This window comes from Mariniflexile sp. HMF6888 (assembly GCF_044335535.1).
Taxonomy (GTDB): Bacteria; Bacteroidota; Bacteroidia; order Flavobacteriales; family Flavobacteriaceae; genus Mariniflexile.
The window spans coordinates 14,502-37,791 of record NZ_JBIQVZ010000009.1 but is presented as its reverse complement, the minus strand read 5'-3'; the positions used below and the strand labels follow the sequence as shown (position 1 = coordinate 37,791).

Here is a 23,290-nt window from a genome sequence, read left to right as displayed (position 1 = left end):
TGTTTTTTATTTCATAACAAAAATGTATGATTTACCTTTTTTAGTAGGCATGTCATAAAGAAATGTTGGTTTTAATTGCAATGGTTGAATATTTGATGTTTCAGATATAATAGGTTGTCTAATTTTACTAACCACAAAAAAATCATTTGGATTTTCTCCAGAAGTATTTTTAAGTTTTTTTCCAGATTTTGTTTTTATTTCATTAGGTGTTCTTAAACGTAGATTTCCTCCTAAAGTTGATGTGATTTTAACGGAAACCAGCTCACCATTTTCCCAAATCATCTCGTCAATTGTAAAACCACCTCGTGTTTTTAAACCACTAATCATACCATTTTTAAAATTGTCTGGTAAAGCTGGTATTAAATGTACGGCTCCATCTGAACTTTGCATTAACATTTCTGTAATGCCAGATGTACAACCAAAATTACCATCAATTTGAAAAGGAGGATGTGCGTCAAAAAGATTGTTGTAAGTTCCGCCACCGCCACGAACAGTGCCAAGTGGCATTAATTGACTTTCAATTAATTTGTAGGCGTGATTACCATCTTGCATTTTTGCCCACCAATTTACTTTCCATCCCATACTCCAGCCAGTAGACACATCGCCTCTTTGTAAAAGTGTATTTTTAGCTGCTGCAAAAAGTTTCGGATTGCTATATGGTGAAATTTGGTTTGATGGATACAATCCATACAAATGTGAGATATGGCGGTGATTGTCATCCGGGCTATCAACATCATCTAACCATTCTTGTAATTGGTTGTGTTTTCCAATATGCATGGGAGATAATTTTTCTTTCAAACCCTCTAGTTTTTCGATTAAATCGTTGTCCTTTCCAAGTGCTTTCGCTGCTTGAATGGTTACACTAAAAACATCGAAAACAAGTTGATTGTCCATAGTAGATCCTGCAGTTATTGAGGCACCTTGGTGTTCTTTTGGTGCGTTTTCTGGTGAATTTCCAGGAGCAACCACAAGCCATTTGTATTTAGGATGTTCTACTAAAAAATCAGCATAAAAATCAGCAGCACCTTTAATAGCAGGATACACTGACTCAAGATAGTTTTTATCTCCAGTATATAAATAATGTTCCCATAAATGTTGGCTTAACCAACCACCTCCACCATTCCAAATACCCCAGAACGAGCCATCAACAGGCCCCGTGATTCTCCAAATATCTGTATTGTGATGCGCTAGCCAACCATTGGCTCCATACATCACTTTGGCTGTTTCCTTTCCTGTTTCAGAAAGTTCCATGACCATCTTCAAAAGCGGTTCATGCATTTCTGAAAGATTGGTTTTTTCAGCTGGCCAATAGTTCATTTCAGTATTGATATTGATAGTATATTTACTATCCCAAGCAGGCCTCATATTTCCATTCCAAATACCTTGAAGATTTGCTGGTTGACCTCCGGGTTGAGATGAAGAAATTAAAAGATATCTCCCAAATTGGTAATATAAAGTTACAAATGAAGGGTCTTCTGTATTTCTAAAATTATTAAGCCGCTCATTCGTTGGTAATTTAGAAGCTTCTGTAGAACCTAAATCAAGTTTAACACGGTTGAAATATTTTTGATACGCTTCAATATGTGCCGCTTTCAAGGCTTCAAAATTCTTGTTAAAAGCTTTATCCAAATAATCTTTGGCACGCTGATTTTCATCACCACTGATATCATTATAATTATTGAAATTAGAAGCAATGGAAACAAATATTAAAACAGAATTGGCATTTTCAATAGCAATAGAATCACTAGTATGGATTATGTTGCCGTCATCAGTTTTTATTCTAGCAAGCGCATTAAATTCAACTTTACCCTCTACACCTTCATGATCGCTGGTAGTACCCCAAAGTGATAACTCCTTGTTGCCATTAACTTTAAATTCCTTTTTCTCATATTGAGAAGTTAATGAAGCGTTAAAAGATAAACTATTGGGTTTGTCAGCCGAAAGGCGAATAACCATCACTCTATCAGGGAAAGATGTGAAAGCCTCTCTGATATAGGTTACGCCATCAACGGTATAAGTAGTTTTGACAATAGCATCTTCTATATCTAATTCACGATAATAATCAGAATAATCTTCATGACCAGCAAAGGTTAGTTCTAGGTTACCAACTGGTTGGAACATTTGTCCATGCGATTTTTTTGTTATTATTTGGGCATTAGCCATATCTTCTGCTGCTTTATACTCACCTTCAAAAATGAGCTTTCTAACTTCAGGTAGGGCTTTTAAAGCATTTGGGTTGTCATTACGATTGGGGCTTCCACTCCAAACGGTATGTTCGTTAAGCTGGAATATTTCTTTTTTTACATTGCCATAAACCATAGCTGCTTGGAAGCCATTACCAATTGGTAAAGCATTTTCCCAAACTTCACCAGAAGGTGCATTATACCATAATTTTAATTTTCTTGTTGATTTTTTTAAAGGAAGAGTACTATTGTTTTTCTGAAAAAATATCATAGACTTTCTTGCCGTTTCAAGAGCCAATTGCTGATGCTTTTGATTTTTAAAAACAGAAGTCGGAATTTGAGCCCATGGCAGAATAGCCTTGGCCCTATCTTCAGAACTTAATTTTAGATTTTGAAAAAGTAATATTTGAGCATTTAAACTCGTTACACATAAAACACTTATTATTAGAAAGTATAAATGGTTTATTTTTAATTTAACAAGAATATAATTCATCTATCATCTATATTTAATTAGGCATCTCTATTCAGAAATTTTATTTGAAATATCAAAATAATCGAAATCTATATCTAAAAAATGAGATAATGTATATGGCTACTAATAGAACCTCCTAGATATCCCATATTTTACCATCAAACCTTATGTTTTCCAAGTTACCGTATCGGTCTTTTTTTATAGGTAAATCAATATCTATTAAATAAGTAGCCAAAAGTCTATCTGGTTCCAAATTAAGAATATATTTTAAATTAACGTCTTGTAAATCTTCAAAAGAACCATATCTAATAATAAAATCTTGTAATTTAAAAGTTTGCATTTGTACCAAAGCACTTCTAGAAATAAGTGAAGAAAAATAAACTCTATTGCATTTAGCTATAAATGAAAATGATTTATTAAAATGTTGAAAGTTCATTTATTTATTTTTAATTTAATATTCTTTTTCATGTGTGATATATGAATAATCAACATAACCGGTTGTATCATTTTTAGGTAAAAAAACAAATATGCCGATATATTGTAATTTGCACTTTCAATAATTGAACATTCTCTTTAAATTTATAAACATTTCATATGGTGCGCTATTAAACGCACTTGAAATGAATGAACCTCTCTCTAATAAACAAGCACATGAAATGTATTCTTCATTATTAAATGACTCACGAATTGTAAATTCATTGCATCGAAAAAAAGATGGAGACCATGGTGTTGGAAATGACTAATAATAATTCAATAAACCGATTAGATTCCGTCAAAAGAAAACATATCCTCAATAATTTTAATCATTTTGTCAAAAAATTACTTTTGTAATACCTTTGAAGAAAAGAAATGATATATGAAAAATTACAGAGTACAAAGCATTAATGAATGATGAGAAATATGGTTTATCCCAAATAGAGTATGACGATGATAGGGGGCAAAGATTTGAGTTGATAAAAAAACAGGAAAACTCTACAATATACCCAAGTGAAGAAATTGCAAATCTGGCAATAGACACACACAAAAGAACCCGTTAAAATCAATTAGTGCAATCATATAATCTCATAAAAGTATAAATTAATAAGTGTAAAAACGTTTTACAATAACTAAATAACTAGAACACCATGTATGAAAAATTGTTAGTTTTAACTAGCACAAAGTTGGTTGCTTGTTTGCTGGCTTCCGATTTTCCTTCGAACACGGGCACAGTGAACTGGCGAAGCAAAATCCTCGCCCAAAAACACGTTACCAGACAAATTCTACAGTAAATAATACGACTAATCGAATGATAAAAAACAGACAACATATTGACCTAAATGGTAGAACGATTATAGAAAAGTTACAAGTTCTTCCTCCTTTACGTCAAAATCCTGTTTTTCAAGATGAAGCTTGTTTCCTGTATTTTAAAGAAGGAGGCTCTCATATAGCAACACCAACTGAAAAAATCATAACCAAAGAGAATGAAAGTGTTTTGTTAAAATGCGGAACCTATTTTGCAGATCTTTTTCAAAATAATACGTCGGGTCTTTGTGATGTATGTGTTATTCATTTTTTTCCTGATATTCTCGAAAAAATATTTCAGGAAGAGATTCCTTTTTTTGTTAAACAAAAGAATTCGAGTAATTATGCATACAGACTTTCCCAAAAAAATGTCATTGATCACTTTATAGAAAGTCTTAATTTTTATTTCGACAATCCTGAGATGGCAAAAGAAGAAATACTCTATCTTAAGGTTAAAGAACTTATTTTACTCTTACTCCATACAGATGTAGCTGAAACCATATTAGAGCTGTATAGTTATTTATTTACCCCACAAAAAGCGAATATTTCAGAAGTCGTTGAGTCTCATCTTTATTCCAATCTCAGCCTTGACCAGATGGCTTTTTTAGCCGGTCAAAGTCTTTCTACCTTCAAAAGAGGGTTTAAAAAGCATTTTGATGATACTCCTGCCAATTACATTCGCAATAAACGGATGAAAAAAGCCGCCAATCTGTTGATTCATTCTTCTCTTACCGTAAGCGAGATTAGCTTTCAAATTGGCTATGAAGACAGTTCGTATTTCTCAAGACTTTTCCATCAGAAATTTAATATGCTGCCTTCTGATTACAGAAAATCAAATCAAAAATAACCATTCGTAAACACTGAACCATAAGTCCTATATTCTGGACTTATTATCACAGTTCTAAGGAATTCACATTCGATAGTTTTGTTCAAGTTATTAATCATAAACAAAATAACATGGATTCTTTAATCGTATTGGGCATACAATGTACGTTCAGCCTATTGGTGTTTTTTCTAATTATAAAATGGTATGTGATTCCCAAAATAACGAAAGAAACCAAGTTTGATATTTTAGCTCTTCTGCTTCTTATTAACGTCTTTCGTTACTTACCGCTTTCTTTATTCATGCCGGGCCAGGTCTCGGCGAACTTCCCTCCCTATCTAAAAGAAATAGTAGCTCATGGAGATTTTCTCTCCGGGATATTAGCTTTGGTCGCGCTGCTTTTACTCAAATCCAAAAAGAAGTCTGCTATTAAATTCATCTGGCTTTTTTCTGTTGTGAGTATCATTGATATGGTTGTGGTACTGACTTTGGCCATGAGCGAAAAAGTATATCAATTGCCACTTGGAGTCAACTATTTTACAGTCTCGGTTTATGTACCCATGTTGATGGTGATACAAGTAGTGATATTTAAAATTCTAACACATAAAATGTACAAATGAAAAGAACTATCAAGGTAGAAGATACCGCTCCAGAAATTTATACAACAGATTTATGGGGAAAGAAAATTAGCGTCCCTGCAAATGACAAGTGGATATACTTATCGTTTCATCGTTTTGCCACATGCCCGTTTTGTAATTTGCGAACCAATGAATTGATACAACATTATGAACGCTTCGAGAAACACAATATAGAAGTTATAGCTATTTGGCCTTCTGATAAAGACCGTCTCCTCCGTTATGCAGCAAATGAAAAAACACCTTTCCCAATGCTCTCAGACAAAAATAAAAGCATATACAAAGCATACGGCGTTACAGAATCTTCATTTATCGGTGCTGTCAGACTGTTGCTTCATCCTCAATTAATATTCAATGCCATAAAAAACAAGTCTCAAAAAATTGAGATTGATGCCGATCCGAAACTTATGCCTGCAAGCTTTCTCATAAATCCTGATGGTATCGTACAGATGGCTTACTACGGTAAACACTTTAGTGACCATCCTAAAATTGAATCCATACTTCAATCCATAAAATAATAATTCTGAAAATGGGAAAATACCATCTTCAGAAAAAAACTAACTATTCCTGATGGTGAAAAGTTGTCTTTTACATTGATGGTTTAGAAAATGTGAATATGCATTTGCCCTGAGATTTAATACTCCGGTTCATGATTTATGAACACATAAAACCTTGTTTATTTTTAAAATAATCTAAATTTTATTTGCATAACTAATCGGTTATATATAATTTTATAACCAAACAGTTATATATAGTAGATTATGAGAAGAGATGTATTTCAAGCCATTGCAGACCCTACGAGAAGAGAAATCATTGGACTTCTAGCAAACAACCCAATGAACCTAACAAGTGTAACGGAAAATTTTAACATGAGTCAACCTGCTATTTCAAAACACATGAAAATATTAATAGAATGTGGTTTAATTAGTGTGGAAAAGCAAGGAAGGGAGCGGTATTGCGAAGCTAAACTGGATTCTTTAAATGAAGTTGAGGAATGGCTAGCACCTTTCAGAAAAATGTGGGAACAACGTTTTGACCAATTAGACCAACTCTTAATAAAAATGCAATCAAAAAACGAAAAGTAATCAACAGTAATTAAAAATGGAAGTAGAAGGCAGACAACTGAAAATGGCTCGCATATTTAAAGCGCCTATTGAATTGGTTTGGGAAACTTGGACAAAACCAGAACACCTTGTAAAATGGTGGGGACCCAATGGTTTTACCACTACCATTCACAAAATGGATTTTCAAGAAGGGGGAGAATGGAAATTAACCATGCACGGACCAGATGGCACAAACTATCCAAACAAAAGTATATACAAGGAAATTATTCCTTTAAAAAAAATTGAATTTGAACATTTCAATCCTCATTTTATTACTACGGTTCTTTTTACAGCCAAAGGCCAAGACACCCAAATAGATTGGAGTATGCTTTTCGATACACCTGAAATGCTTGAAACGGTAATAAAAGCACATAAAGCTGATGAAGGATTAAAACAAAACTTAGAAAAATTGTCTAATTATCTAAAAAGTAAAAAATGAAAAACCTAACAAATTTCACCAAAGACTTAGAAAACAAAAAGCTTCATGTAACCCGTACATTCAATGCGCCTTTAGAATTGGTTTGGAGCACTTGGACTGAACCTGAATTACTAGAACAATGGTGGGCACCAAAGCCTTATATAGCCGTTATACAATTTATGGATTTTAAAGAAGGTGGGCATTGTTTATATTATATGCTTAGCCCTGAAGGTGACAAACATTGGTGTCGTGCAGATTATTTAAAAATTTCAAAGCACCGCTATTTCACTGTTCAAGATGCCTTTTGTAACGAAGAAGGCGTGACTAATACCGAACATCCAAGTATGCATTGGAACAATCAGTTTGAATCTAAAGAAAATACCACCCATGTGAAAATAGAAATATCATTTGATAAAGTTGAAGATATTCAGAAAATTATCGACATGGGCTTCAAAGAAGGGTTCACAGCGGCTCTTGAAAATTTAGATGACTACTTAAAGCAACAATTAAAGGAACTCATTTAAAGTTTTTGAAATTAAGCGAAAATTAGGGGATTTTAGTTCTGTTGAAGGCTTTTTTGAGTTAGGGCCGAGCGTAAAGAAAAGGTTTAGTAAACCTTTTTAGAGAAGGAGCCAGCTTGTCGCGTTGGAAAAGCTACGGAAGGAAGAAAAGACAGGACAGAGCGTTAAGAAACAGTCCAGTGGACTGTTTTAGTGAAATCAAAGATTCGGCGTAGCCAATGGGCCGGGAGACGCATGGACAAAAAAGGACAATTTTTTAGCAAATTGAAAAACTTTAAATGAGTTCAATAACCAAAATCAATAAAAAATGGAAACAACAAAAAAAACATCAAAAGTACAATTATGGACTTCTTACATTCTACAAGGTCTTGTAGTTCTTATGTTTTTAATGGGAGCTATTATGAATCTATTACAAACTGAAGAAGCTATAACAGGTGCAACAGCTATGGGATATCCAAAAGAATCTGTCTTTTATTTAGGCATCGTATTACTTATAGGTACTTTATTATATGCTTTTCCGAAAACAGTCATCTTCGGTGCCATTATTTTAACGGGGTGGTTAGGTGGTGCGGTAGCAACCCATGTTATCCATAAAGACCCCATGTTTAATATCATTTTTCCAGTAATTTTTGGAATTGTTTTATGGTTAAGTATTTTGCTACGAAACAAGAACCTAAAAGCACTTTTGTCAAATTAAGATTCAATAAGCTGAAATACTAAGTCTATGTCTATTAGTTGAAAAAACATCAAGAAGAAATGAACAATTAAGAAGCATTAATTATGGAAGAAAAAATAGTTGAAATTGAAAAGATTTTTAATGCACCCATACAACTTGTATGGAAAGCCATAACCGAAAAGGATTTAATGAAACAATGGTACTTCGAATTGAATGATTTTAAAGCTGAAGATGGTTTTGAATTTCAGTTTTATGGTCAAGGTTTAAAAGGCGAACAATATCTTCATATCTGTAAAATTTTAGAAGTTGAACCTTTAAAAAAATTAAAGCATAGCTGGACTTACCACGGACATGAAGGCTATTCTACAGTAACATTTGAACTTTTTGACGAAGGCGCAAACAAAACAAAATTAAGGTTAACACATACAGGATTAGATACTTTCCCTGCAAACAATCCAGATTTTGCAAGAGAGAATTTCATAAATGGCTGGACCTATTTAATACATACAGCTTTGAAAGATTTTTTAGAGAAAGAAGGATACAGACGCAACTAAATCCAATTTTTAGCATCGTATTAATGAACTCATCTTGACTTTTTGTTTTTAACCGAAAATCAAGATGAGTTCAATATTTCCATAGATAAGTTAATCAAAACTATTTCTAAAATGGTAGAAGTATTTAAAACCAATATCACTAAACAAAAGAAAGCAGAACAAATAATCGAGAAACTACAGCAAAAATTTTCCGGTTATAAAATCAATTTCGACCTTGAAGATTGTGATAATATTTTACGAGTTGAAAACACTACAGGCCAAATTGATTATGAGGTTCTTGTTCAAATAATTAGTGATGATGGCTTTTATATAGAACCTCTAAAAGATGAACTTTCAATGACAACTCAAAATAAATCTGAAATTTGAGTTTGGATCTTAAAAACGTGAGTTTGATATAATGCAATCTGATATTCAAGTGCTTAAATAGTTAAACCAAAATCAAAAATCAAAATCAAAAATCATTATAAAACCTTAGTTCAAGTTGATAAACATACCCTGTAACTTTTAACTGTGTATCAGTGTAATTATTGAATTGTGTATCATAAACTTCTTCGGTACGAACTCTGAACTCTGAACTCTGAACTCCGAACTCCGAACTTTGAACACGTTAAAAACATCTTCGCCTATAAACTAGATTCTGCCTTTTTCAGTATGTCCTTAATACGATGCTTTAAAGTTTCGGGTTCTATAATTTTAGCATAATCACAAAACATAAGATACCATCTAGGGAATCCGTTTTCCAAATCGGTCGTCATAAAAGTCATTTCAACATAATGACCTTTTACTGTTTCAGAAACAAAGCCATAGTGTTTTCTTCCACTGTTTATATAACGTGCTACACTTTTATCGACTAAAATTATAACTTTTGTTTTTTGAACTGCTTCATTCTTTTGTCGATGCTCATCTATCGTTCCGTGTTCCATCGTAAATGGAAGCTGGGTTCTATTTATCAACAACATTCTATCGGTTCTAAATTGCCTGTAATCATTTCTAATATGGCAATACCCTAATACATACCAAAATCCGTTTTCATGGAACAAGCCTACGGGTTCTATATACCTTTCTGAAGGTGTTTCACTGTTTAAGGCATGGTACTTTAAAAATACTTGCTTCTTTTCAGCAACACTCTCAAAAAGAATCTCTAATGCGTTCGGTAAATTTTTATTGAAGAGTTCCTGGGAAGGATCAACCATTATTTGCGATTCCAATGCTGAAATCCAATCTTTTTCGCGTCCTCGTAACACCGATTTCACTTTGTACATGGCCGATTCATGATGACTTCCTAAAGATTTATCAACAAACTTTTGCATGAACTTTTCTGCCGCAACAAAACTTCCTGCCTCTTCACGTGTAAACATAACAGGAGGCAATCTATACCCTTCCATGATGGAATACCCAACCCCAGCTTCGCTTACTATAGGTACACCAGAGGCTTCCAGCGTTCTTACATCTCTATAAATAGTGCGTAAGCTTACCTGAAATCGGTCTGCTAGTTCCTGGGCTTTAACAATGCGTTTAGACTGTAATTGCACAAGAATAGCTACAATACGGTCAAAACGTTTTACAGAATCTAAACTCATAATGGCATAACATATTTCCCAAAGATAGGACTTCAAATGAAAGTATAAACCAAAATGAGGCTTCATTTTATCCATAGCAATTCAGCATTAATATCATAATCACAATGAACTCATCTTGACTTTTTGTTTTTAACCGAAAATGAGATAAAATTTGTACAGATGAGGCACTTTTTGAAAGGCATAGCAGAGCTAAGCATAAAAAAAGAAACGAAATATGGACGAATTTTAGCCATTTTTTAGGAAATAGAAAAAGTCAAGATGAGTTCAATACAAAGTAACGTACAGATTATGACAACCCTGTGTCAACAATAAATCTGTTTTTTAGAAAATTGCTTTATTCCTTAAAACATTTTTTAAATTATAACCAACTTATTAATAGCAGTTTAAAAATAAAATTGAAAATTATTTTTCACTACTGACAAAAGGCTGTCACACCCCCTCTTTAATTTTGGTTTAGAAATAAAAATCATTAAAAAAAACACTTATGGAAACCACATTAAACAAAAACACAGAATGGCACGATGTCATCACACCAACAGATTTAATAAACCACTGGCAAGGCCACAGAGCTTTAACTCGCAGGGTTATTGAAGCTTTTCCTGAAGAAGCCTTTTTTAAACATACTATTGGTGGGATGCGTCCTTTTTCCGAAATGGTTATGGAACTGCTTGGGATTGCTGGACCTGGGATTAAAGAAATTGCAACAGGAATATCATCGCCTTTTAATGAACACTTTGAGCATGGCAATAAAAAAGCAAAGATACTTGAATTATGGGACGAGGCAACAAACGACATTAACACCTATTGGGTTCAAATTAAACGGGAACAATTTCAAAAGAACATTAAAATATTTGGTCAATATGAAGGCACAGTTTATTCTTCGATATTCTATTTTATTGACAATGAAATTCATCATCGCGGACAAGCCTATGTCTATTTACGCTCTCTAGGTATTGAACCACCAGCATTTTATGAACGTTAATTAACTAAAAAACAATAAATATAAATAGATGAAAACCGTTTTAGTATTTAAAACTTCTATTTCTAAAAAAAGCCATATTAAAACAGTACAACCTTTTTTAAATAATTTGATTAGCAAAAATGGTTATTGGAATTTTGATTTGGAGGATTGCGACAACATCCTCCGAGTCGAAACCCAAACAATTAAAAGTGATTCTATCTGTAGCATTCTAATGAATCAAGGCTTTTTATGTGAAGAGTTATATTAACCTGGGTTCGACATAAATTATAACGAAGTTGAAAATTCAAAATTTAGAGTTTGATGCATCGATGAAGTTTGTGATACACAATTCAACGATTACACGGTTAAACTATTAAAAGTTACAGGGTATGTTTATCAACCAGAACTAAGGTTTTGTAATGATACCGTTTTTTTTAACTATTTAAATACCTGGATGTCAAGCTATATTACAACTCACGTTATATTAAACTCATTTAAAAATATTAAAGATGATTATAGTAAAAGTAACATATACCGTAAAACCTGATTTTGTCAATAAAAACAAGGAAAATACTCAGTTGTTTATGGAAGATTTTCAAAAATTGAATACCAACGATTTTCGGTACACTATTTATTCATGTGAAGACGGTAAAACCTTTGTTCATCTTTCCCATTATAAAAATGAAGGTATTCAAAAACAATTGTTAGAAGTCCCTTCATTCCTATCCTTTCAAAAACAAAGAGATGAGAGCAAATTAGAACTTGCCCCTACTATTGAAACAATGTGCTTGGTTAGCACTTCTATGGGTATTTTTGATAAATAATTAATGTCCTTATAACTATCAAAATATTGAAAACAAAAAATCCATGCAAATTACTATCTGCATGGATTTTTTTATATATAAAATTTAGTTTAGCCCACTTTTTGCTTTTCTTTCATTTTTTCCAAAAGCACTAACTCACGATGAATTTCTTCTTTTCGTTCGTTAAACTTTTTAACTTTTTCATCAATAATCTCTTGCTTTCTTTTGCTTTCCAAACGCCTTAATTCTTCCTTTTCAAGATCTTTTTTCTTTTTCTTTCTCTCTCTTATTTTTTCTAAAGAAACGGAATAATAAGCATAGCCATACATACTCATAAATAACAATGCTAAAATTCCCAGTATAACGTAACCGTTTTGCATAATAAACTTGGATTAATTTAATAATTGGTCCTTAAGTTAAAGTATTAACTCCTAACTTCTTACAAAATTAGGAAAAAGAACTTGCAGCTTAAAATAAAAAAGGCAAAGTGCTCAAAAATAAGCTCAAAGAGCAAATCATAGATTAAAACGGTTAAAAATCACAAAACCAAACGTCTATTGTTTGTTTAGTCTATAGATACCAAGTCACCTTCCCATTCCAAAATACCTCCTTCTAGATTATAGGCATTTTCAAAACCTAACTGATCCATAATGGCACAGGCTTGACCACTTCTATTTCCCGAACGGCAGTACACATAATAATTTTTGTCCTTATCTAAGGCTTCAATTTCATCTATAAAATCCTGACCTTTATGTATATCTATATGAATAGCATTTGGTATAATACCATCGGCTACTTCGGCATCGGTTCTTACATCCAATACGACTGCATTTTTGTCATTCTTTAATTGTGATGCCCATTCTTCTTGCGATAAATCTTCCATTGTTATTTAATCTATTTGTATGATACAAATTTAATACTTCTAAAATTTATAGACGAAAAAAAATCCAAAGTATTACACTTTAGATTTCTTTAACCATTTTTTAAACATCCATTTAATAAAAATGCTATACTTTAATAGTACAACCTATTGCTTTCGTTTCGGTTTGCTCAACCTCTTTTCCTTGTAATAAGGCTTCAACTGCTTTTTCAACATACTTCGTCGATACAGCCGATGCATCTTTATAATTATCATCAATAGCTCCTATATACTTAACAACATTGCCTTTTTCTGTTTTTTGCAGTACAAACATATGTGGTGTTTTGGTAGCCCCAAACTTTGGAAATACTTTTTGTTCTTCATCAATTAGATAAGGAAATGTAAATCCTTTTTCGCTGGCTCTTTGCTTCATAGCTTCTAAATTGTCACCTTGTTTTATAGATACATTATTGGGCATAATCGAAATGACGGGATAGCCTTTTGGTGCATACTTTTTATCTAAAGCTATAATCCTGTCTTCATAAGCCACTGCATACGGACAGGTGTTACAGGTAAATATTACTATAAATCCTTTTGCTTTTTTATAATCTGACAAGGATACCATTTTTCCATCAATATTTTTAAGTGAAAAATCTTCGGCTACATCGCCTATTTTGTAACCTTCACCAAAAGTTGTTTTATGAATTGTAAATGCACTAATGCACAGCACAATAACAGCTGCGGAAATTAATTTGATCGTCTTGTTCATTATTTTCTATTTTAAAAATTGTTTGACTTCTGTTTCTAATGCTTCGAAGGTAAAAGATTGCTCAAAAAACTTACGCTCATTATTTTTATAAATTATGGTAGCTGGTATAGAACCAGACCATGTTTCATCTACTTTAGGTATCCAAGTATTCATATCTACATCATCCAAAGCTATTACTTTCGATTTTAGTTTTTTGTTCTTTATAAAAGGTTTCAGCTTCGAATCATATAAATGTGGAAAATCCAAACTCACCAACAACACTTCAACATTTTTATTAGCATATTCTGCATGTAATTTTTCGAAATATGGCAACTCTTTTACACAAGGCGCGCACCAAGTTGCCCAAAAATTTATAACGTGAATCTTATCGTCCTTTTTATTAAGAAACTTTTCAAAACCATTAAAATCGTATACTTCTAAATCTAAATCAGCTTCACTTTGCTTTTCAACAGTGCTATTATTACTAGCAGTATCTGTTTTTTTCTCTTTATTATTACAGCTTACAAAAACAAGTAGTGTGATAAGTAGTGCTTTAAATTTCATGTTTTTTTAGTTACAAAGTTTCAAAGTTTTGGAATTTTAGATTCTTACCTCTCTTTTCTCTTTTCTTGTTTAATAAAATATCATTTTAGATATAAAAATAATTAATACTTCAAGGTTATTAGACCGTTTAACATTATTTTATGCAAAAATTAACTTGAAATATTGTGTAATTATATTTTCATTTCTATATTTGAACTCGTTAAAACAAAAAAACAAAAAAAATTGAAATCAATTTTAAATAATACTTGGTGGTGGTCCTTTCTAAACTTACGTTTCGTGAAGTAAAACCCTAGTATATTTAAAACTTAAAAAATATTCAAAAGGCTTGTCGTTCACGACAAGCCTTTTTTGTAAAGTATAAAATAGAGTAATAAAAAAAGATTTCCGCCTTTGCGGAAATGACAAAGACATTTTAAATGGACAAATTTAATTTATACACGCACTACAAAAAAATTCTTGCAGATACGATTACGCCTGTTAGTATTTATTTGAAAATAAGAGACAAATACCCAAACAGTATATTGCTTGAAAGTAGCGATTATCATGCGAACGACAACAGTTTTTCATATATCTGTTTTAATCCCATTGCTACTATTAAAGTTGAAAACGAAACTATTTTTCAAACGTTTCCTGATGGAAGTCAAACTTCAAATCCAATAACCGAAAGCTCTGATGTTTCTGAAGAAATTAACCAATTCACGAAACGCTTTAAAGTAAATTCTGAAGAAGAATTCAAATTTATAAATAACGGTATTTTTGGATATATTGCCTATGATGCGGTACGGTATTTTGAGGATATAGAAATTTCAAAAAAAGAAAATTCAATAGCAATACCCGACGTTAATTATGCTGTTTATCAAAATATTATAGCTATAAATCACCATAAAAATGAAGCATACATTTTTGCACATTGTTTTAATTCCGAACCTAACATTGAAGAAATAGATCATTTAATCAAAGTAAAAAACTTTGCGTCTTACAACTTTTCTTCAAATGGAAACATTACTTCTAATTTAACAGACGACGAATACAAACACCATGTAGAATTAGCAAAAAAACATTGTGGTCGTGGTGATGTATTCCAACTGGTGCTTTCAAAAAGTTTTTCTCAAGAATTTAAAGGTGATGAGTTCAATGTGTACCGTGCTTTAAGAAGTATCAATCCGTCACCGTATTTATTCTACTTCGATTACGGAAACTTTAAAATTTTTGGAAGCTCGCCAGAAGCGCAATTAATTGTTAGCGATGGAAAAGCTGAAATTCATCCTATAGCAGGCACTTTTAAACGTACTGGAAACGATATACAAGATGCCGAATTAGCAAAAAAACTAGTTGAAGATGCTAAAGAAAATGCTGAACATGTTATGTTAGTAGATTTGGCTAGAAACGATTTAAGCCGACATGGAAGCCATGTTACTGTCGATACCTATCGTGAGGTTCAGTTTTTCTCACATGTTATCCATTTGGTTAGTAAAGTCACCGGGCAAAAACATAAAGAAACGGCAACGATGCAAGTAGTTGCCGACACCTTTCCTGCTGGTACCTTAAGTGGCGCGCCAAAACACAGAGCCATGCAACTTATTGAAGAATACGAAAAAACAAGCCGCTCTTTTTATGGTGGTGCCATTGGATTTATGGATTTTGAAGGTAACTTTAACCATGCCATCATGATTCGTACCTTTTTAAGTAAAAATCATAAACTGCATTGGCAAGCCGGTGCTGGAATTGTATCAAAATCAAGTCCAGAAAACGAATTACAGGAAGTGTATAACAAATTAGGAGCCCTAACAAAAGCTATTGAATTAGCAGAAACTATATAAATTCCTGCGTGGCAGGAATCTTTTAAAATAAAAAATATACGTCAAGAAATACATTCGTGTATTTATGGCTAAAAAATTAAATTAATTAAAAAACAGCTTCCTGCTTTCGCAGGAATAAAAAAGATGACAAACGTATTAGTTATAGATAATTACGACAGTTTCACTTACAATCTGGTGCATTATTTAGAAGATTTAAACTGCCATGTTACCGTTGTTAGAAACGATAAATTAACTTTGGATGATGTAGAACCTTTTGATAAAATTGTATTATCACCAGGTCCAGGGATTCCAGATGAGGCTGGGTTATTAAAACCCATTATTGAACGCTTTGCGCCAACAAAAAGCATCTTAGGAGTTTGTTTGGGACAACAAGCCATTGCTGAAGTTTTTGGAGGTTCACTCATAAACCTAGAAGATGTTTATCATGGCGTTGCAACAAAAGTGACCATTACTGTTGACGATGAATCCTTATTTAAAGGCATGGACAAAGAGATTGAAGTTGGCCGTTATCACTCATGGGTGGTAAGTCCAGATTTACCGGATAGCTTGGAAGCAACATCTTTTGATGCCAACGGACAAGTGATGTCGTTACGCCATAAAGTGTACGATGTTAAAGGGGTGCAATACCATCCCGAATCGGTTTTAACACCTAACGGGAAACAGATTTTAAAGAATTGGCTGAATATAGACTTGAGACTGAAGACCGAAGACTGAAGACCGAAGACTGAAGACCGAACACTGAAGACCGAACACTGAACACTGAAGACTGAACACTGAAGACTGAACACTGAACACTGAAGACTGAACACTGAACACTGAACACTGAAGACTATAGTCTATTATCTATTATCTATTAAATGAAAAACATATTAAACAGACTTATAAACCACGAAAGCATTTCCAGTGATGAAGCGAAACAGGTTTTGGTAAAAATCTCTAAAGGCGATTATAATCAAAGTCAAATTGCAGCATTTCTAACCGTTTTTATGATGCGAAGTATCACGCTTGAAGAATTGCGGGGCTTTCGTGATGCCCTTTTAGAATTATGCATCCCTATTGATTTAAAGGATTTTAACGCCATTGATTTATGTGGAACTGGTGGCGATGGAAAAGATACATTTAACATTTCAACCTTAGCATCATTTGTAACTGCAGGAGCAGGAGTTAATGTGGCAAAACATGGTAATTACGGCGTATCTTCGGCTTGTGGTTCATCAAATGTTATGGAATATTTAGGTATAAAATTTTCAAATGATGAAGATTTCTTAAAACGCTCGATAGATAAAGCTGGTATTTGTGTGTTGCACGCACCACTCTTCCACCCTGCCATGAAAAATGTCGCACCTATTCGTCGTGAATTGGGCGTAAAAACATTTTTCAATATGTTAGGCCCTATGGTAAATCCATCGTTTCCTAAAAACCAAATGGTGGGCGTTTTCAACTTGGAATTACTTCGTCTTTATGGCTATTTATATCAAAATACTGATAAAAACTATTCCATAGTTCATGCATTAGATGGTTATGATGAAATTTCATTAACAGGACCAACTAAAGTCATTTCAAACCATGCCGAAACTATGTTTTCCCCAGAAGATTTAGGGCTTTCAGAAATAACGCAAGAATCCATTTTTGGAGGAAATACGGTTGAAGCTTCTGCCAAAATTTTCATGGACGTTATACAAGGAAAAGGAACAGAACAACAAAACAATGTAGTTTGTGCCAATGCTGGTTTAGCGATAGCAACCACCAATCAAATGGACCACAAACAAGGATTTGATTTGGCAAAAGAATCTTTATTAAGTGGAAAAGGATTAAAAGCATTACAAACCATTCAAGAGTTAAGTAAATGAACATTCTAGATAAAATTATAGCCGATAAACGCATGGAAGTCGATTTGCGAAAATCGTTAATTCCAATAAAACAATTGGAACAGTCGGTGTTGTTTGAAAGGGAAACCATATCATTAGCAAATAGATTACGCAATAGCCAAACAGGAATTATTGCAGAACATAAACGCAGATCGCCATCAAAATCAGTTATCAATCAAAATTTAAATGTGTTTGATGTTGCAAAAGGTTATGAAAATGCAGGTGTTTGTGGTATGTCTGTTTTAACCGATGGCAAATATTTTGGAGGTTCTCTAGACGATTTGCTAACAGCAAGAGCCAGTTGTAATTTACCACTTTTACGCAAAGAATTTATTATAGATGAATATCAACTATTGGAAGCCAGAGCTTATGGCGCAGATGTTATTTTACTTATTGCTGCTATTTTAACAAAAGAGGACATTAAACAATTTTCAGAATTTGCTAAAAGTCTAAACTTGGATGTCCTATTAGAAGTTCATAATGAAGAAGAATTACATAAATCCATCATGCCAAGTTTGGATATGTTAGGCGTAAATAACCGAAATTTAAAAACCTTCGACGTAAGTTTAGAAACAAGTAAAAAGCTAAGTGAGCTCATTCCAAACGATTTTGTAAAAGTATCGGAAAGTGGTATTAGTAATATTGAAGCCATTAAAGAATTACAGCCTTATGGATATAAAGGGTTTTTAATTGGTGAAAACTTTATGAAAACCGATAATGCGGGTGAGAGTGCAAAACAATTTATTAAAAAATTAGAAAAATGAAATTAAAGGTTTGCGGCATGAAATATCAAGACAATATAGAACAAGTTGCAGCTTTGCAACCAGACTATCTTGGGTTTATATTTTATGATAAATCTGCAAGATACTTTGATTCTGAAAACATATCCGAATTACCAAAATCAATAAAGAAAGTAGGTGTTTTTGTTGATGAGGACATCGCCATTGTTATGGAGAAAATAAACACCCATAATTTACAAGCCGTACAACTTCATGGTAAAGAAACACCTGAATATTGTGACGCTTTAAAAAAACGTCATGCTGAACTTGTTTCAGCATCACATCATGAGAATCTGAAACAAGTTCAGATTGATGGGAAACTAGAAATAATCAAAGTATTTTCAATAAAAGAAACATTCGATTTTGGGATTTTAAAAGCATACGAAGCCTTTTGCGATTATTTCCTGTTTGACACCAAAGGAAAATTACCCGGAGGTAATGGTTACACTTTCGATTGGAATGTTTTAAACAACTATCCTTCAACCAAACCATTTTTTTTAAGTGGTGGTATCGGATTAAATGAAGTAGAAAAAATTAAGGAATTTAAACAACATACAGCTTCAAAATATTGTTTTGCTATTGATGTAAATAGCAAATTTGAATTGGAGCCAGGATTAAAGAATATTAAAAAGTTAAACGAATTTAGAAATAAACTGATTTTTAAATGATGAAACATCCATACCAAAAATACCATTAAAACACGGAGGTATGATTATGGATGTAACATCTGACCATTGAAAAACAATAAATATAATCAGATGAATTATAATGTAAACGAAAAAGGTTATTATGGTGAATTTGGAGGTGCATATATACCTGAAATGCTCTATCCTAATGTAGAAGAGTTACGCCAAAATTATTTAAAAATAATGGCAGAACCAGATTTTAAAAAAGAGTTCAATCAGCTTTTAAAAGATTATGTAGGGCGTCCTTCCCCACTCTATTTTGCAAAACGTCTTTCAGAAAAATACCATACCAAAATTTATTTAAAGCGTGAAGATTTAAACCATACAGGTGCTCACAAAATCAACAACACCATTGGGCAAATTTTAATGGCAAAGCGTTTAGGCAAACACCGTATTATTGCCGAAACTGGAGCAGGTCAGCATGGTGTGGCAACCGCAACAGTTTGTGCTTTAATGGGACTGGAATGTATTGTTTATATGGGTGAAATCGATATTGCACGACAAGCACCCAATGTGGCCCGTATGAAAATGTTAGGTGCCACCGTAGTTCCTGCATTATCAGGAAGTCGTACTTTAAAAGACGCTACCAATGAAGCCATTCGCGATTGGATTAACAATCCTGTAGATACGCATTACATCATTGGTTCTGCCATTGGTCCACATCCCTATCCAGATATGGTAACGCGTTTTCAATCGGTGATTTCAGAAGAAATCAAATGGCAATTAAAAGAACACGAGAACCGTGAAAATCCCGATTACGTTGTCGCTTGTATTGGTGGTGGCAGCAATGCCGCTGGTACTTATTACCACTTTTTACATGAAAAAAATGTGAACATTATCGCGGTTGAAGCTGCTGGTTTAGGTGTCGATTCTGGCGAAAGTGCTGCCACTTCTGTATTGGGCAAAGAAGGCATCATTCATGGTTGTAAAACCCTTTTAATGCAAACCAAAGATGGGCAAATCACTGAGCCCTATTCTATTTCGGCAGGATTGGATTATCCTGGTGTTGGCCCCATGCATTCCCATTTGGCTAAAACGGGCCGTGCCGAATTCATGTCTATTACCGATGATGAAGCTATGAAAGCAGGTTTAGAATTATGCAAGTTAGAAGGCATCATTCCAGCCATTGAGAGCTCGCATGCCTTAGCTATTTTTGAACAGAAAAAATTCAAACCAAACGATGTTGTGGTAGTCAGTTTATCTGGTCGTGGTGATAAAGATTTAGATACTTATATTAAATATTTCAAACTATAAGTTTATTTTTCTCATTCCCTCGAAGGAGGGAATCCTTTATTAAAATATAAATGTTTATTATGTATACATTAACCAATAAGAACCCTTACAGTTTTATATTAACAATTCAGTAAAAAAGAATGGCAATTAGAATAATGGCAACTAATCAATAATAAATATTAACCACAAAGAACACAAAGAAAAATCGCAAAGTTCGCAAAAGTTTACTTTGAATTCTTTGCGAAACCATAGTCGTTAAAAAAAGTAGTATGACAGAAAACGAAATAGCTAATAAGCTAATAGGTTTGGCCATTGAAGTTCATAAAGCATTAGGCCCTGGGTTACTTGAGAGCGCCTATAAAGAATGTTTAATGTACAAAATCATTCAATCAGGGATGTTTGCGAAAAGGAAAAGCCCATGCCTTTAGTTTTTGAAGAAGTCAAATTAGATTGTGGTTACAGAATAGATATATTGGTAGAGCATAAACTGGTTATTGAAATAAAAAGTGTAGAAGCATTAAATGATGTTCATTTGGCACAAACACTAACATATATGAAGCTTGGTGGCTTCAAACTTGGATTGTTGATCAACTTTAATGTTGCATTGTTGAAAAACGGAATAAGAAGAGTAATAAATAACCTATAAGTTCCCTTCGGTTTTGCTCAGGGCATACTTTGTGGCACTTTGCGGAAACCTTAGCGCACTTTGCGGTAAAAAAAACAGTCTGATTAGTAACAAAAAATGGAATCGTGAATGGAAAATCAATTTAATAAACAGCCTGAATCCAGATTGGAAAGACCTTTCAGAATACATTTAGAAATACAATTAATTATATTTAGAAATAATATTATAAGATTTCCTCATTCGAGGGAATGAAAAAGAATCACTTACAATGAATAGAATAAATCAAAAATTACAAGAAAGCAAAAAGTTACTTTCCATATACTTTACAGCAGGTTTTCCTTCTTTAAATGATACCGCAACCATCATTCAAAACCTAGAAAAAAGTGGTGTTGATATGATTGAAATCGGGTTGCCTTTTAGCGACCCATTAGCTGATGGCCCCACCATTCAAGCGAGTTCAACGCAAGCATTAAAGAATGGCATGACCACGGAAGTACTTTTCAATCAAATAAAAGATATTAGAAAGTCGGTATCCATTCCATTAGTCATTATGGGATATTTTAATCCGATGCTTCAATATGGTATAGAGGCATTCTGTAAAAAATGCCAAGAAATAGGTATCGATGGTTTAATTATTCCCGATTTACCAGTAGATGTTTACAACGAGCAATACAAAGCGACATTTGAAAAATACGGGTTAATTAATGTGTTTTTAATAACACCACAAACAAGTATGGAACGTATCCATTTTATTGACTCTATTTCTAATGGGTTCATTTATATGGTAAGTAGTGCCAGCGTTACAGGCTCACAATCTGGTTTTGGCGACGAAAACACTACTTATTTTAAACGTATTGCTGATATGAATCTTAAAAACCCTCAAATTATTGGGTTTGGTATTTCTGACAATAAAACATTTACACAAGCCACAGAACATGCCAAAGGCGCTATTATTGGCAGTGCATTTATAAAGTTTTTAACCAACAATTCCATTAGCGATATTAATAAATTTGTAAAAGACATTAAGAACTAATGCCCTTAAATATTGTTTTAATCGAACCCGAAATACCCAACAATACAGGCAATATTGGTAGGTTGGCCTTGGCTTCTGGATCTTGTTTACATCTTGTAAAACCTTTTGGGTTTCAAATTGACGATACTAAGTTAAAACGTGCCGGTTTGGATTATTGGAAACATGTCACCATCATTTATTACGATAGTGTTGATGATTTTTTCAACATCAACAAAGACCAAAACATGGTATTTCTTTCTAGCCATGGTCATAAAAATCACTGGGACATCCCTTTTGAAGATAATATGTTCTTAATTTTTGGAAAAGAATCGGTAGGACTGCCAAAATCAATTATCGAAAAACATTCTGAAAGTCTTTATAAAATACCCTTATACAGCAGTCATGTAAGAAGTTTAAATTTAGCCAATGCGGTTGGTATAGTTGTGTATGAAGGGCTAAAACAATTGAGCTAAACGTATTTTAACCTGATTTCGAAATAAGCAATTAGCTCAAATTCATATTAAAATATGCTTCGACAGGTTCCTTTAGATTTGTTTTTATAAATTTAAGAAAGAGAAAGGAAATAAAGTAAAGCTTAATTAGTTATTTATCAAACATATAAAAAGGTTCAAGCTATTAACTTGAACCTTTTTTGTTTTCATTCTGTTTCAGCATATTTAAATACATCGCTTCCACTTTAGCTCTTGCCCAAGGTGTTCGTCTTAAAAACTTTAAGCTCGACTTAACCGTAGGGTTGCTTGTAAAACAATTGATTTTAACAGTGTGCCCCATATATTCCCAACCATAATGTGCCACCAAATCATTAATAATTTGTTCTAACTTTATGCCGTGTAATGGGTTATTTGGTTGTAATTCCATTTACTAAGTCTCTAATTTTTACGGCCTTTTCAAAATGGTCTAACTGGTGTTCTTTAATCCACCAAGTGGCAGCTTCCATTAACAAGTCTGGATTGCTGTTTTTATTCTCAAAAAACGCATAAAAGGACACGCCAACTTGTTCGCCTTTAGCGGTTATTTTTTCATTACAAACTTTAATGATTTTAGCTTTTAAACTTGCTGTCATTA

Annotated in this window: 30 protein-coding genes and 1 pseudogene; 22 read left to right on the top strand and 9 right to left on the bottom strand. The window is 33.1% G+C overall.

Translation table 11 applies throughout. The annotated features are described in order from the left end of the window. Positions 1-6: 6 nt before the first annotated feature. Both ACGLWY_RS15965 and ACGLWY_RS15960 read right to left on the bottom strand, forming a co-directional pair. Positions 7-2,676 (bottom strand): glycosyl hydrolase family 95 catalytic domain-containing protein, encoded by a 2,670-nt coding sequence (locus tag ACGLWY_RS15965; protein WP_396620668.1) that lies wholly within the window; start codon positions 2,674-2,676, stop codon positions 7-9. Between the two features lie 115 nt (positions 2,677-2,791). Beyond that, positions 2,792-3,091, bottom strand: a complete 300-nt coding sequence (locus ACGLWY_RS15960) for a hypothetical protein (protein WP_396620667.1) — start codon at positions 3,089-3,091, stop codon at positions 2,792-2,794. A gap of 184 nt (positions 3,092-3,275) precedes the next feature. On the opposite strand from ACGLWY_RS15960, the gene ACGLWY_RS15955 reads away from it, so the two are divergent. The 10 genes from ACGLWY_RS15955 (at position 3,276) to ACGLWY_RS15910 (ending at position 9,032) form a co-directional block, all read left to right on the top strand. Continuing rightward, a complete protein-coding gene (locus ACGLWY_RS15955; RefSeq protein WP_396620666.1) occupies positions 3,276-3,398 on the top strand; it encodes a hypothetical protein in 123 nt (40 codons plus the stop codon). A gap of 542 nt (positions 3,399-3,940) precedes the next feature. Beyond that, positions 3,941-4,783 carry a helix-turn-helix domain-containing protein gene (locus ACGLWY_RS15950; RefSeq protein ID WP_396620665.1) on the top strand — a complete coding sequence of 281 codons (843 nt, stop codon included), beginning with the start codon at positions 3,941-3,943 and terminating at the stop codon, positions 4,781-4,783. Positions 4,784-4,893: 110 nt separating this feature from the next. Beyond that, entirely contained in the window at positions 4,894-5,379 is a 486-nt protein-coding gene (locus tag ACGLWY_RS15945; protein ID WP_396620664.1) for a hypothetical protein, read from the top strand. After that, positions 5,376-5,912: a peroxiredoxin-like family protein gene (locus ACGLWY_RS15940; protein ID WP_396620663.1), complete on the top strand. Its 537-nt coding sequence runs from the start codon at positions 5,376-5,378 to the stop codon at positions 5,910-5,912. The genes ACGLWY_RS15945 and ACGLWY_RS15940 overlap by 4 nt, the downstream gene beginning before the upstream one ends. A gap of 243 nt (positions 5,913-6,155) precedes the next feature. Beyond that, positions 6,156-6,479 (top strand): ArsR/SmtB family transcription factor, encoded by a 324-nt coding sequence (locus tag ACGLWY_RS15935; protein WP_396620662.1) that lies wholly within the window; start codon positions 6,156-6,158, stop codon positions 6,477-6,479. Between the two features lie 16 nt (positions 6,480-6,495). Next, entirely contained in the window at positions 6,496-6,936 is a 441-nt protein-coding gene (locus ACGLWY_RS15930) for an SRPBCC family protein (RefSeq protein WP_396620661.1), read from the top strand. Further along, on the top strand, positions 6,933-7,439 hold the full coding sequence (locus ACGLWY_RS15925) for an SRPBCC domain-containing protein (protein WP_396620660.1): 507 nt from the start codon (positions 6,933-6,935) through the stop codon (positions 7,437-7,439). The genes ACGLWY_RS15930 and ACGLWY_RS15925 overlap by 4 nt, the downstream gene beginning before the upstream one ends. 304 nt (positions 7,440-7,743) lie before the next feature. Continuing rightward, positions 7,744-8,133 (top strand): DoxX family protein, encoded by a 390-nt coding sequence (locus ACGLWY_RS15920; RefSeq protein WP_396620659.1) that lies wholly within the window; start codon positions 7,744-7,746, stop codon positions 8,131-8,133. Between the two features lie 83 nt (positions 8,134-8,216). After that, positions 8,217-8,666 (top strand): SRPBCC domain-containing protein, encoded by a 450-nt coding sequence (locus ACGLWY_RS15915; RefSeq protein WP_396620658.1) that lies wholly within the window; start codon positions 8,217-8,219, stop codon positions 8,664-8,666. A 111-nt stretch (positions 8,667-8,777) separates the two neighbouring features. Further along, complete coding sequence (locus ACGLWY_RS15910) at positions 8,778-9,032, top strand: hypothetical protein (RefSeq protein WP_396620657.1); 255 nt, start codon at positions 8,778-8,780, stop codon at positions 9,030-9,032. A 257-nt stretch (positions 9,033-9,289) separates the two neighbouring features. Here ACGLWY_RS15910 and ACGLWY_RS15905 read toward each other — a convergent pair whose 3' ends face one another. Then, entirely contained in the window at positions 9,290-10,246 is a 957-nt protein-coding gene (locus ACGLWY_RS15905; RefSeq protein WP_396620743.1) for a helix-turn-helix transcriptional regulator, read from the bottom strand. A 484-nt stretch (positions 10,247-10,730) separates the two neighbouring features. Between ACGLWY_RS15905 and ACGLWY_RS15900 the strand changes: the two genes are divergently transcribed. The 3 genes from ACGLWY_RS15900 (at position 10,731) to ACGLWY_RS15890 (ending at position 12,031) form a co-directional block, all read left to right on the top strand. Further along, the gene (locus ACGLWY_RS15900; RefSeq protein ID WP_396620656.1) at positions 10,731-11,228 is read left to right on the top strand and encodes a DinB family protein; all 498 of its coding nucleotides are present in this window, start codon (positions 10,731-10,733) and stop codon (positions 11,226-11,228) included. 28 nt (positions 11,229-11,256) lie between these two features. After that, positions 11,257-11,475, top strand: a complete 219-nt coding sequence (locus ACGLWY_RS15895; RefSeq protein WP_396620655.1) for a hypothetical protein — start codon at positions 11,257-11,259, stop codon at positions 11,473-11,475. 241 nt (positions 11,476-11,716) lie between these two features. Continuing rightward, positions 11,717-12,031, top strand: coding sequence for a hypothetical protein (locus tag ACGLWY_RS15890; RefSeq protein ID WP_396620654.1), 315 nt, complete (start codon positions 11,717-11,719; stop codon positions 12,029-12,031). Between the two features lie 89 nt (positions 12,032-12,120). Here the strand turns inward: ACGLWY_RS15890 and ACGLWY_RS15885 are convergent, their stop codons facing one another. The 4 genes from ACGLWY_RS15885 to ACGLWY_RS15870 form a co-directional block, all read right to left on the bottom strand. Next, complete coding sequence (locus ACGLWY_RS15885; protein ID WP_396620653.1) at positions 12,121-12,390, bottom strand: hypothetical protein; 270 nt, start codon at positions 12,388-12,390, stop codon at positions 12,121-12,123. Between the two features lie 185 nt (positions 12,391-12,575). Further along, a complete protein-coding gene (locus tag ACGLWY_RS15880) occupies positions 12,576-12,893 on the bottom strand; it encodes a rhodanese-like domain-containing protein (RefSeq protein WP_396620652.1) in 318 nt (105 codons plus the stop codon). Between the two features lie 124 nt (positions 12,894-13,017). After that, positions 13,018-13,638 carry a thioredoxin family protein gene (locus ACGLWY_RS15875; protein ID WP_396620651.1) on the bottom strand — a complete coding sequence of 207 codons (621 nt, stop codon included), beginning with the start codon at positions 13,636-13,638 and terminating at the stop codon, positions 13,018-13,020. Positions 13,639-13,644: 6 nt separating this feature from the next. Beyond that, a complete protein-coding gene (locus ACGLWY_RS15870) occupies positions 13,645-14,181 on the bottom strand; it encodes a TlpA family protein disulfide reductase (protein ID WP_396620650.1) in 537 nt (178 codons plus the stop codon). Between the two features lie 416 nt (positions 14,182-14,597). On the opposite strand from ACGLWY_RS15870, the gene ACGLWY_RS15865 reads away from it, so the two are divergent. The 9 genes and pseudogenes from ACGLWY_RS15865 (at position 14,598) to ACGLWY_RS15825 (ending at position 22,677) form a co-directional block, all read left to right on the top strand. Continuing rightward, a complete protein-coding gene (locus ACGLWY_RS15865) occupies positions 14,598-16,001 on the top strand; it encodes an anthranilate synthase component I family protein (protein ID WP_396620649.1) in 1,404 nt (467 codons plus the stop codon). 123 nt (positions 16,002-16,124) lie between these two features. Further along, positions 16,125-16,715 (top strand): anthranilate synthase component II, encoded by a 591-nt coding sequence (locus tag ACGLWY_RS15860; protein WP_396620648.1) that lies wholly within the window; start codon positions 16,125-16,127, stop codon positions 16,713-16,715. Between the two features lie 143 nt (positions 16,716-16,858). Beyond that, the gene (gene trpD, locus ACGLWY_RS15855) at positions 16,859-17,851 is read left to right on the top strand and encodes an anthranilate phosphoribosyltransferase (RefSeq protein WP_396620647.1); all 993 of its coding nucleotides are present in this window, start codon (positions 16,859-16,861) and stop codon (positions 17,849-17,851) included. Continuing rightward, on the top strand, positions 17,848-18,633 hold the full coding sequence (gene trpC, locus ACGLWY_RS15850) for an indole-3-glycerol phosphate synthase TrpC (RefSeq protein WP_396620646.1): 786 nt from the start codon (positions 17,848-17,850) through the stop codon (positions 18,631-18,633). Before trpD ends, trpC begins: the two co-directional genes overlap by 4 nt. Then, on the top strand, positions 18,630-19,316 hold the full coding sequence (locus ACGLWY_RS15845; RefSeq protein ID WP_396620645.1) for a phosphoribosylanthranilate isomerase: 687 nt from the start codon (positions 18,630-18,632) through the stop codon (positions 19,314-19,316). Before trpC ends, ACGLWY_RS15845 begins: the two co-directional genes overlap by 4 nt. Before the next feature lie 90 nt (positions 19,317-19,406). Further along, positions 19,407-20,588 carry a tryptophan synthase subunit beta gene (trpB, locus tag ACGLWY_RS15840; protein ID WP_396620644.1) on the top strand — a complete coding sequence of 394 codons (1,182 nt, stop codon included), beginning with the start codon at positions 19,407-19,409 and terminating at the stop codon, positions 20,586-20,588. Between the two features lie 248 nt (positions 20,589-20,836). After that, positions 20,837-21,213: pseudogene (locus ACGLWY_RS15835) on the top strand (GxxExxY protein). A 247-nt stretch (positions 21,214-21,460) separates the two neighbouring features. Then, complete coding sequence (gene trpA / locus ACGLWY_RS15830) at positions 21,461-22,225, top strand: tryptophan synthase subunit alpha (protein WP_396620643.1); 765 nt, start codon at positions 21,461-21,463, stop codon at positions 22,223-22,225. Next, positions 22,225-22,677, top strand: a complete 453-nt coding sequence (locus tag ACGLWY_RS15825; protein ID WP_396620642.1) for a tRNA (cytidine(34)-2'-O)-methyltransferase — start codon at positions 22,225-22,227, stop codon at positions 22,675-22,677. Before trpA ends, ACGLWY_RS15825 begins: the two co-directional genes overlap by 1 nt. A 163-nt stretch (positions 22,678-22,840) precedes the next feature. Here ACGLWY_RS15825 and ACGLWY_RS15820 read toward each other — a convergent pair whose 3' ends face one another. Together ACGLWY_RS15820 and ACGLWY_RS15815 are read right to left on the bottom strand one after the other, a co-directional pair. Then, positions 22,841-23,083 (bottom strand): VF530 family DNA-binding protein, encoded by a 243-nt coding sequence (locus ACGLWY_RS15820; protein WP_396620641.1) that lies wholly within the window; start codon positions 23,081-23,083, stop codon positions 22,841-22,843. After that, on the bottom strand, positions 23,064-23,288 hold the full coding sequence (locus ACGLWY_RS15815; RefSeq protein WP_396620640.1) for a DUF6500 family protein: 225 nt from the start codon (positions 23,286-23,288) through the stop codon (positions 23,064-23,066). Before ACGLWY_RS15815 ends, ACGLWY_RS15820 begins: the two co-directional genes overlap by 20 nt. Positions 23,289-23,290 lie beyond the last annotated feature (2 nt).

Bases quoted from the DNA above. Each gene is read 5' to 3' on its own strand.
- ACGLWY_RS15965 (WP_396620668.1), bottom strand. From the start codon at position 2,676: ATGAATTATATTCTTGTTAAATTAAAAATAAACCATTTATACTTTCTA.
- ACGLWY_RS15960 (WP_396620667.1), bottom strand. From the start codon at position 3,091: ATGAACTTTCAACATTTTAATAAATCATTTTCATTTATAGCTAAATGC.
- ACGLWY_RS15955 (WP_396620666.1), top strand. From the start codon at position 3,276: ATGAATGAACCTCTCTCTAATAAACAAGCACATGAAATGTATTCTTCA.
- ACGLWY_RS15950 (WP_396620665.1), top strand. From the start codon at position 3,941: ATGATAAAAAACAGACAACATATTGACCTAAATGGTAGAACGATTATA.
- ACGLWY_RS15945 (WP_396620664.1), top strand. From the start codon at position 4,894: ATGGATTCTTTAATCGTATTGGGCATACAATGTACGTTCAGCCTATTG.
- ACGLWY_RS15940 (WP_396620663.1), top strand. From the start codon at position 5,376: ATGAAAAGAACTATCAAGGTAGAAGATACCGCTCCAGAAATTTATACA.
- ACGLWY_RS15935 (WP_396620662.1), top strand. From the start codon at position 6,156: ATGAGAAGAGATGTATTTCAAGCCATTGCAGACCCTACGAGAAGAGAA.
- ACGLWY_RS15930 (WP_396620661.1), top strand. From the start codon at position 6,496: ATGGAAGTAGAAGGCAGACAACTGAAAATGGCTCGCATATTTAAAGCG.
- ACGLWY_RS15925 (WP_396620660.1), top strand. From the start codon at position 6,933: ATGAAAAACCTAACAAATTTCACCAAAGACTTAGAAAACAAAAAGCTT.
- ACGLWY_RS15920 (WP_396620659.1), top strand. From the start codon at position 7,744: ATGGAAACAACAAAAAAAACATCAAAAGTACAATTATGGACTTCTTAC.
- ACGLWY_RS15915 (WP_396620658.1), top strand. From the start codon at position 8,217: ATGGAAGAAAAAATAGTTGAAATTGAAAAGATTTTTAATGCACCCATA.
- ACGLWY_RS15910 (WP_396620657.1), top strand. From the start codon at position 8,778: ATGGTAGAAGTATTTAAAACCAATATCACTAAACAAAAGAAAGCAGAA.
- ACGLWY_RS15905 (WP_396620743.1), bottom strand. From the start codon at position 10,246: ATGAGTTTAGATTCTGTAAAACGTTTTGACCGTATTGTAGCTATTCTT.
- ACGLWY_RS15900 (WP_396620656.1), top strand. From the start codon at position 10,731: ATGGAAACCACATTAAACAAAAACACAGAATGGCACGATGTCATCACA.
- ACGLWY_RS15895 (WP_396620655.1), top strand. From the start codon at position 11,257: ATGAAAACCGTTTTAGTATTTAAAACTTCTATTTCTAAAAAAAGCCAT.
- ACGLWY_RS15890 (WP_396620654.1), top strand. From the start codon at position 11,717: ATGATTATAGTAAAAGTAACATATACCGTAAAACCTGATTTTGTCAAT.
- ACGLWY_RS15885 (WP_396620653.1), bottom strand. From the start codon at position 12,390: ATGCAAAACGGTTACGTTATACTGGGAATTTTAGCATTGTTATTTATG.
- ACGLWY_RS15880 (WP_396620652.1), bottom strand. From the start codon at position 12,893: ATGGAAGATTTATCGCAAGAAGAATGGGCATCACAATTAAAGAATGAC.
- ACGLWY_RS15875 (WP_396620651.1), bottom strand. From the start codon at position 13,638: ATGAACAAGACGATCAAATTAATTTCCGCAGCTGTTATTGTGCTGTGC.
- ACGLWY_RS15870 (WP_396620650.1), bottom strand. From the start codon at position 14,181: ATGAAATTTAAAGCACTACTTATCACACTACTTGTTTTTGTAAGCTGT.
- ACGLWY_RS15865 (WP_396620649.1), top strand. From the start codon at position 14,598: ATGGACAAATTTAATTTATACACGCACTACAAAAAAATTCTTGCAGAT.
- ACGLWY_RS15860 (WP_396620648.1), top strand. From the start codon at position 16,125: ATGACAAACGTATTAGTTATAGATAATTACGACAGTTTCACTTACAAT.
- trpD (WP_396620647.1), top strand. From the start codon at position 16,859: ATGAAAAACATATTAAACAGACTTATAAACCACGAAAGCATTTCCAGT.
- trpC (WP_396620646.1), top strand. From the start codon at position 17,848: ATGAACATTCTAGATAAAATTATAGCCGATAAACGCATGGAAGTCGAT.
- ACGLWY_RS15845 (WP_396620645.1), top strand. From the start codon at position 18,630: ATGAAATTAAAGGTTTGCGGCATGAAATATCAAGACAATATAGAACAA.
- trpB (WP_396620644.1), top strand. From the start codon at position 19,407: ATGAATTATAATGTAAACGAAAAAGGTTATTATGGTGAATTTGGAGGT.
- trpA (WP_396620643.1), top strand. From the start codon at position 21,461: ATGAATAGAATAAATCAAAAATTACAAGAAAGCAAAAAGTTACTTTCC.
- ACGLWY_RS15825 (WP_396620642.1), top strand. From the start codon at position 22,225: ATGCCCTTAAATATTGTTTTAATCGAACCCGAAATACCCAACAATACA.
- ACGLWY_RS15820 (WP_396620641.1), bottom strand. From the start codon at position 23,083: ATGGAATTACAACCAAATAACCCATTACACGGCATAAAGTTAGAACAA.
- ACGLWY_RS15815 (WP_396620640.1), bottom strand. From the start codon at position 23,288: ATGACAGCAAGTTTAAAAGCTAAAATCATTAAAGTTTGTAATGAAAAA.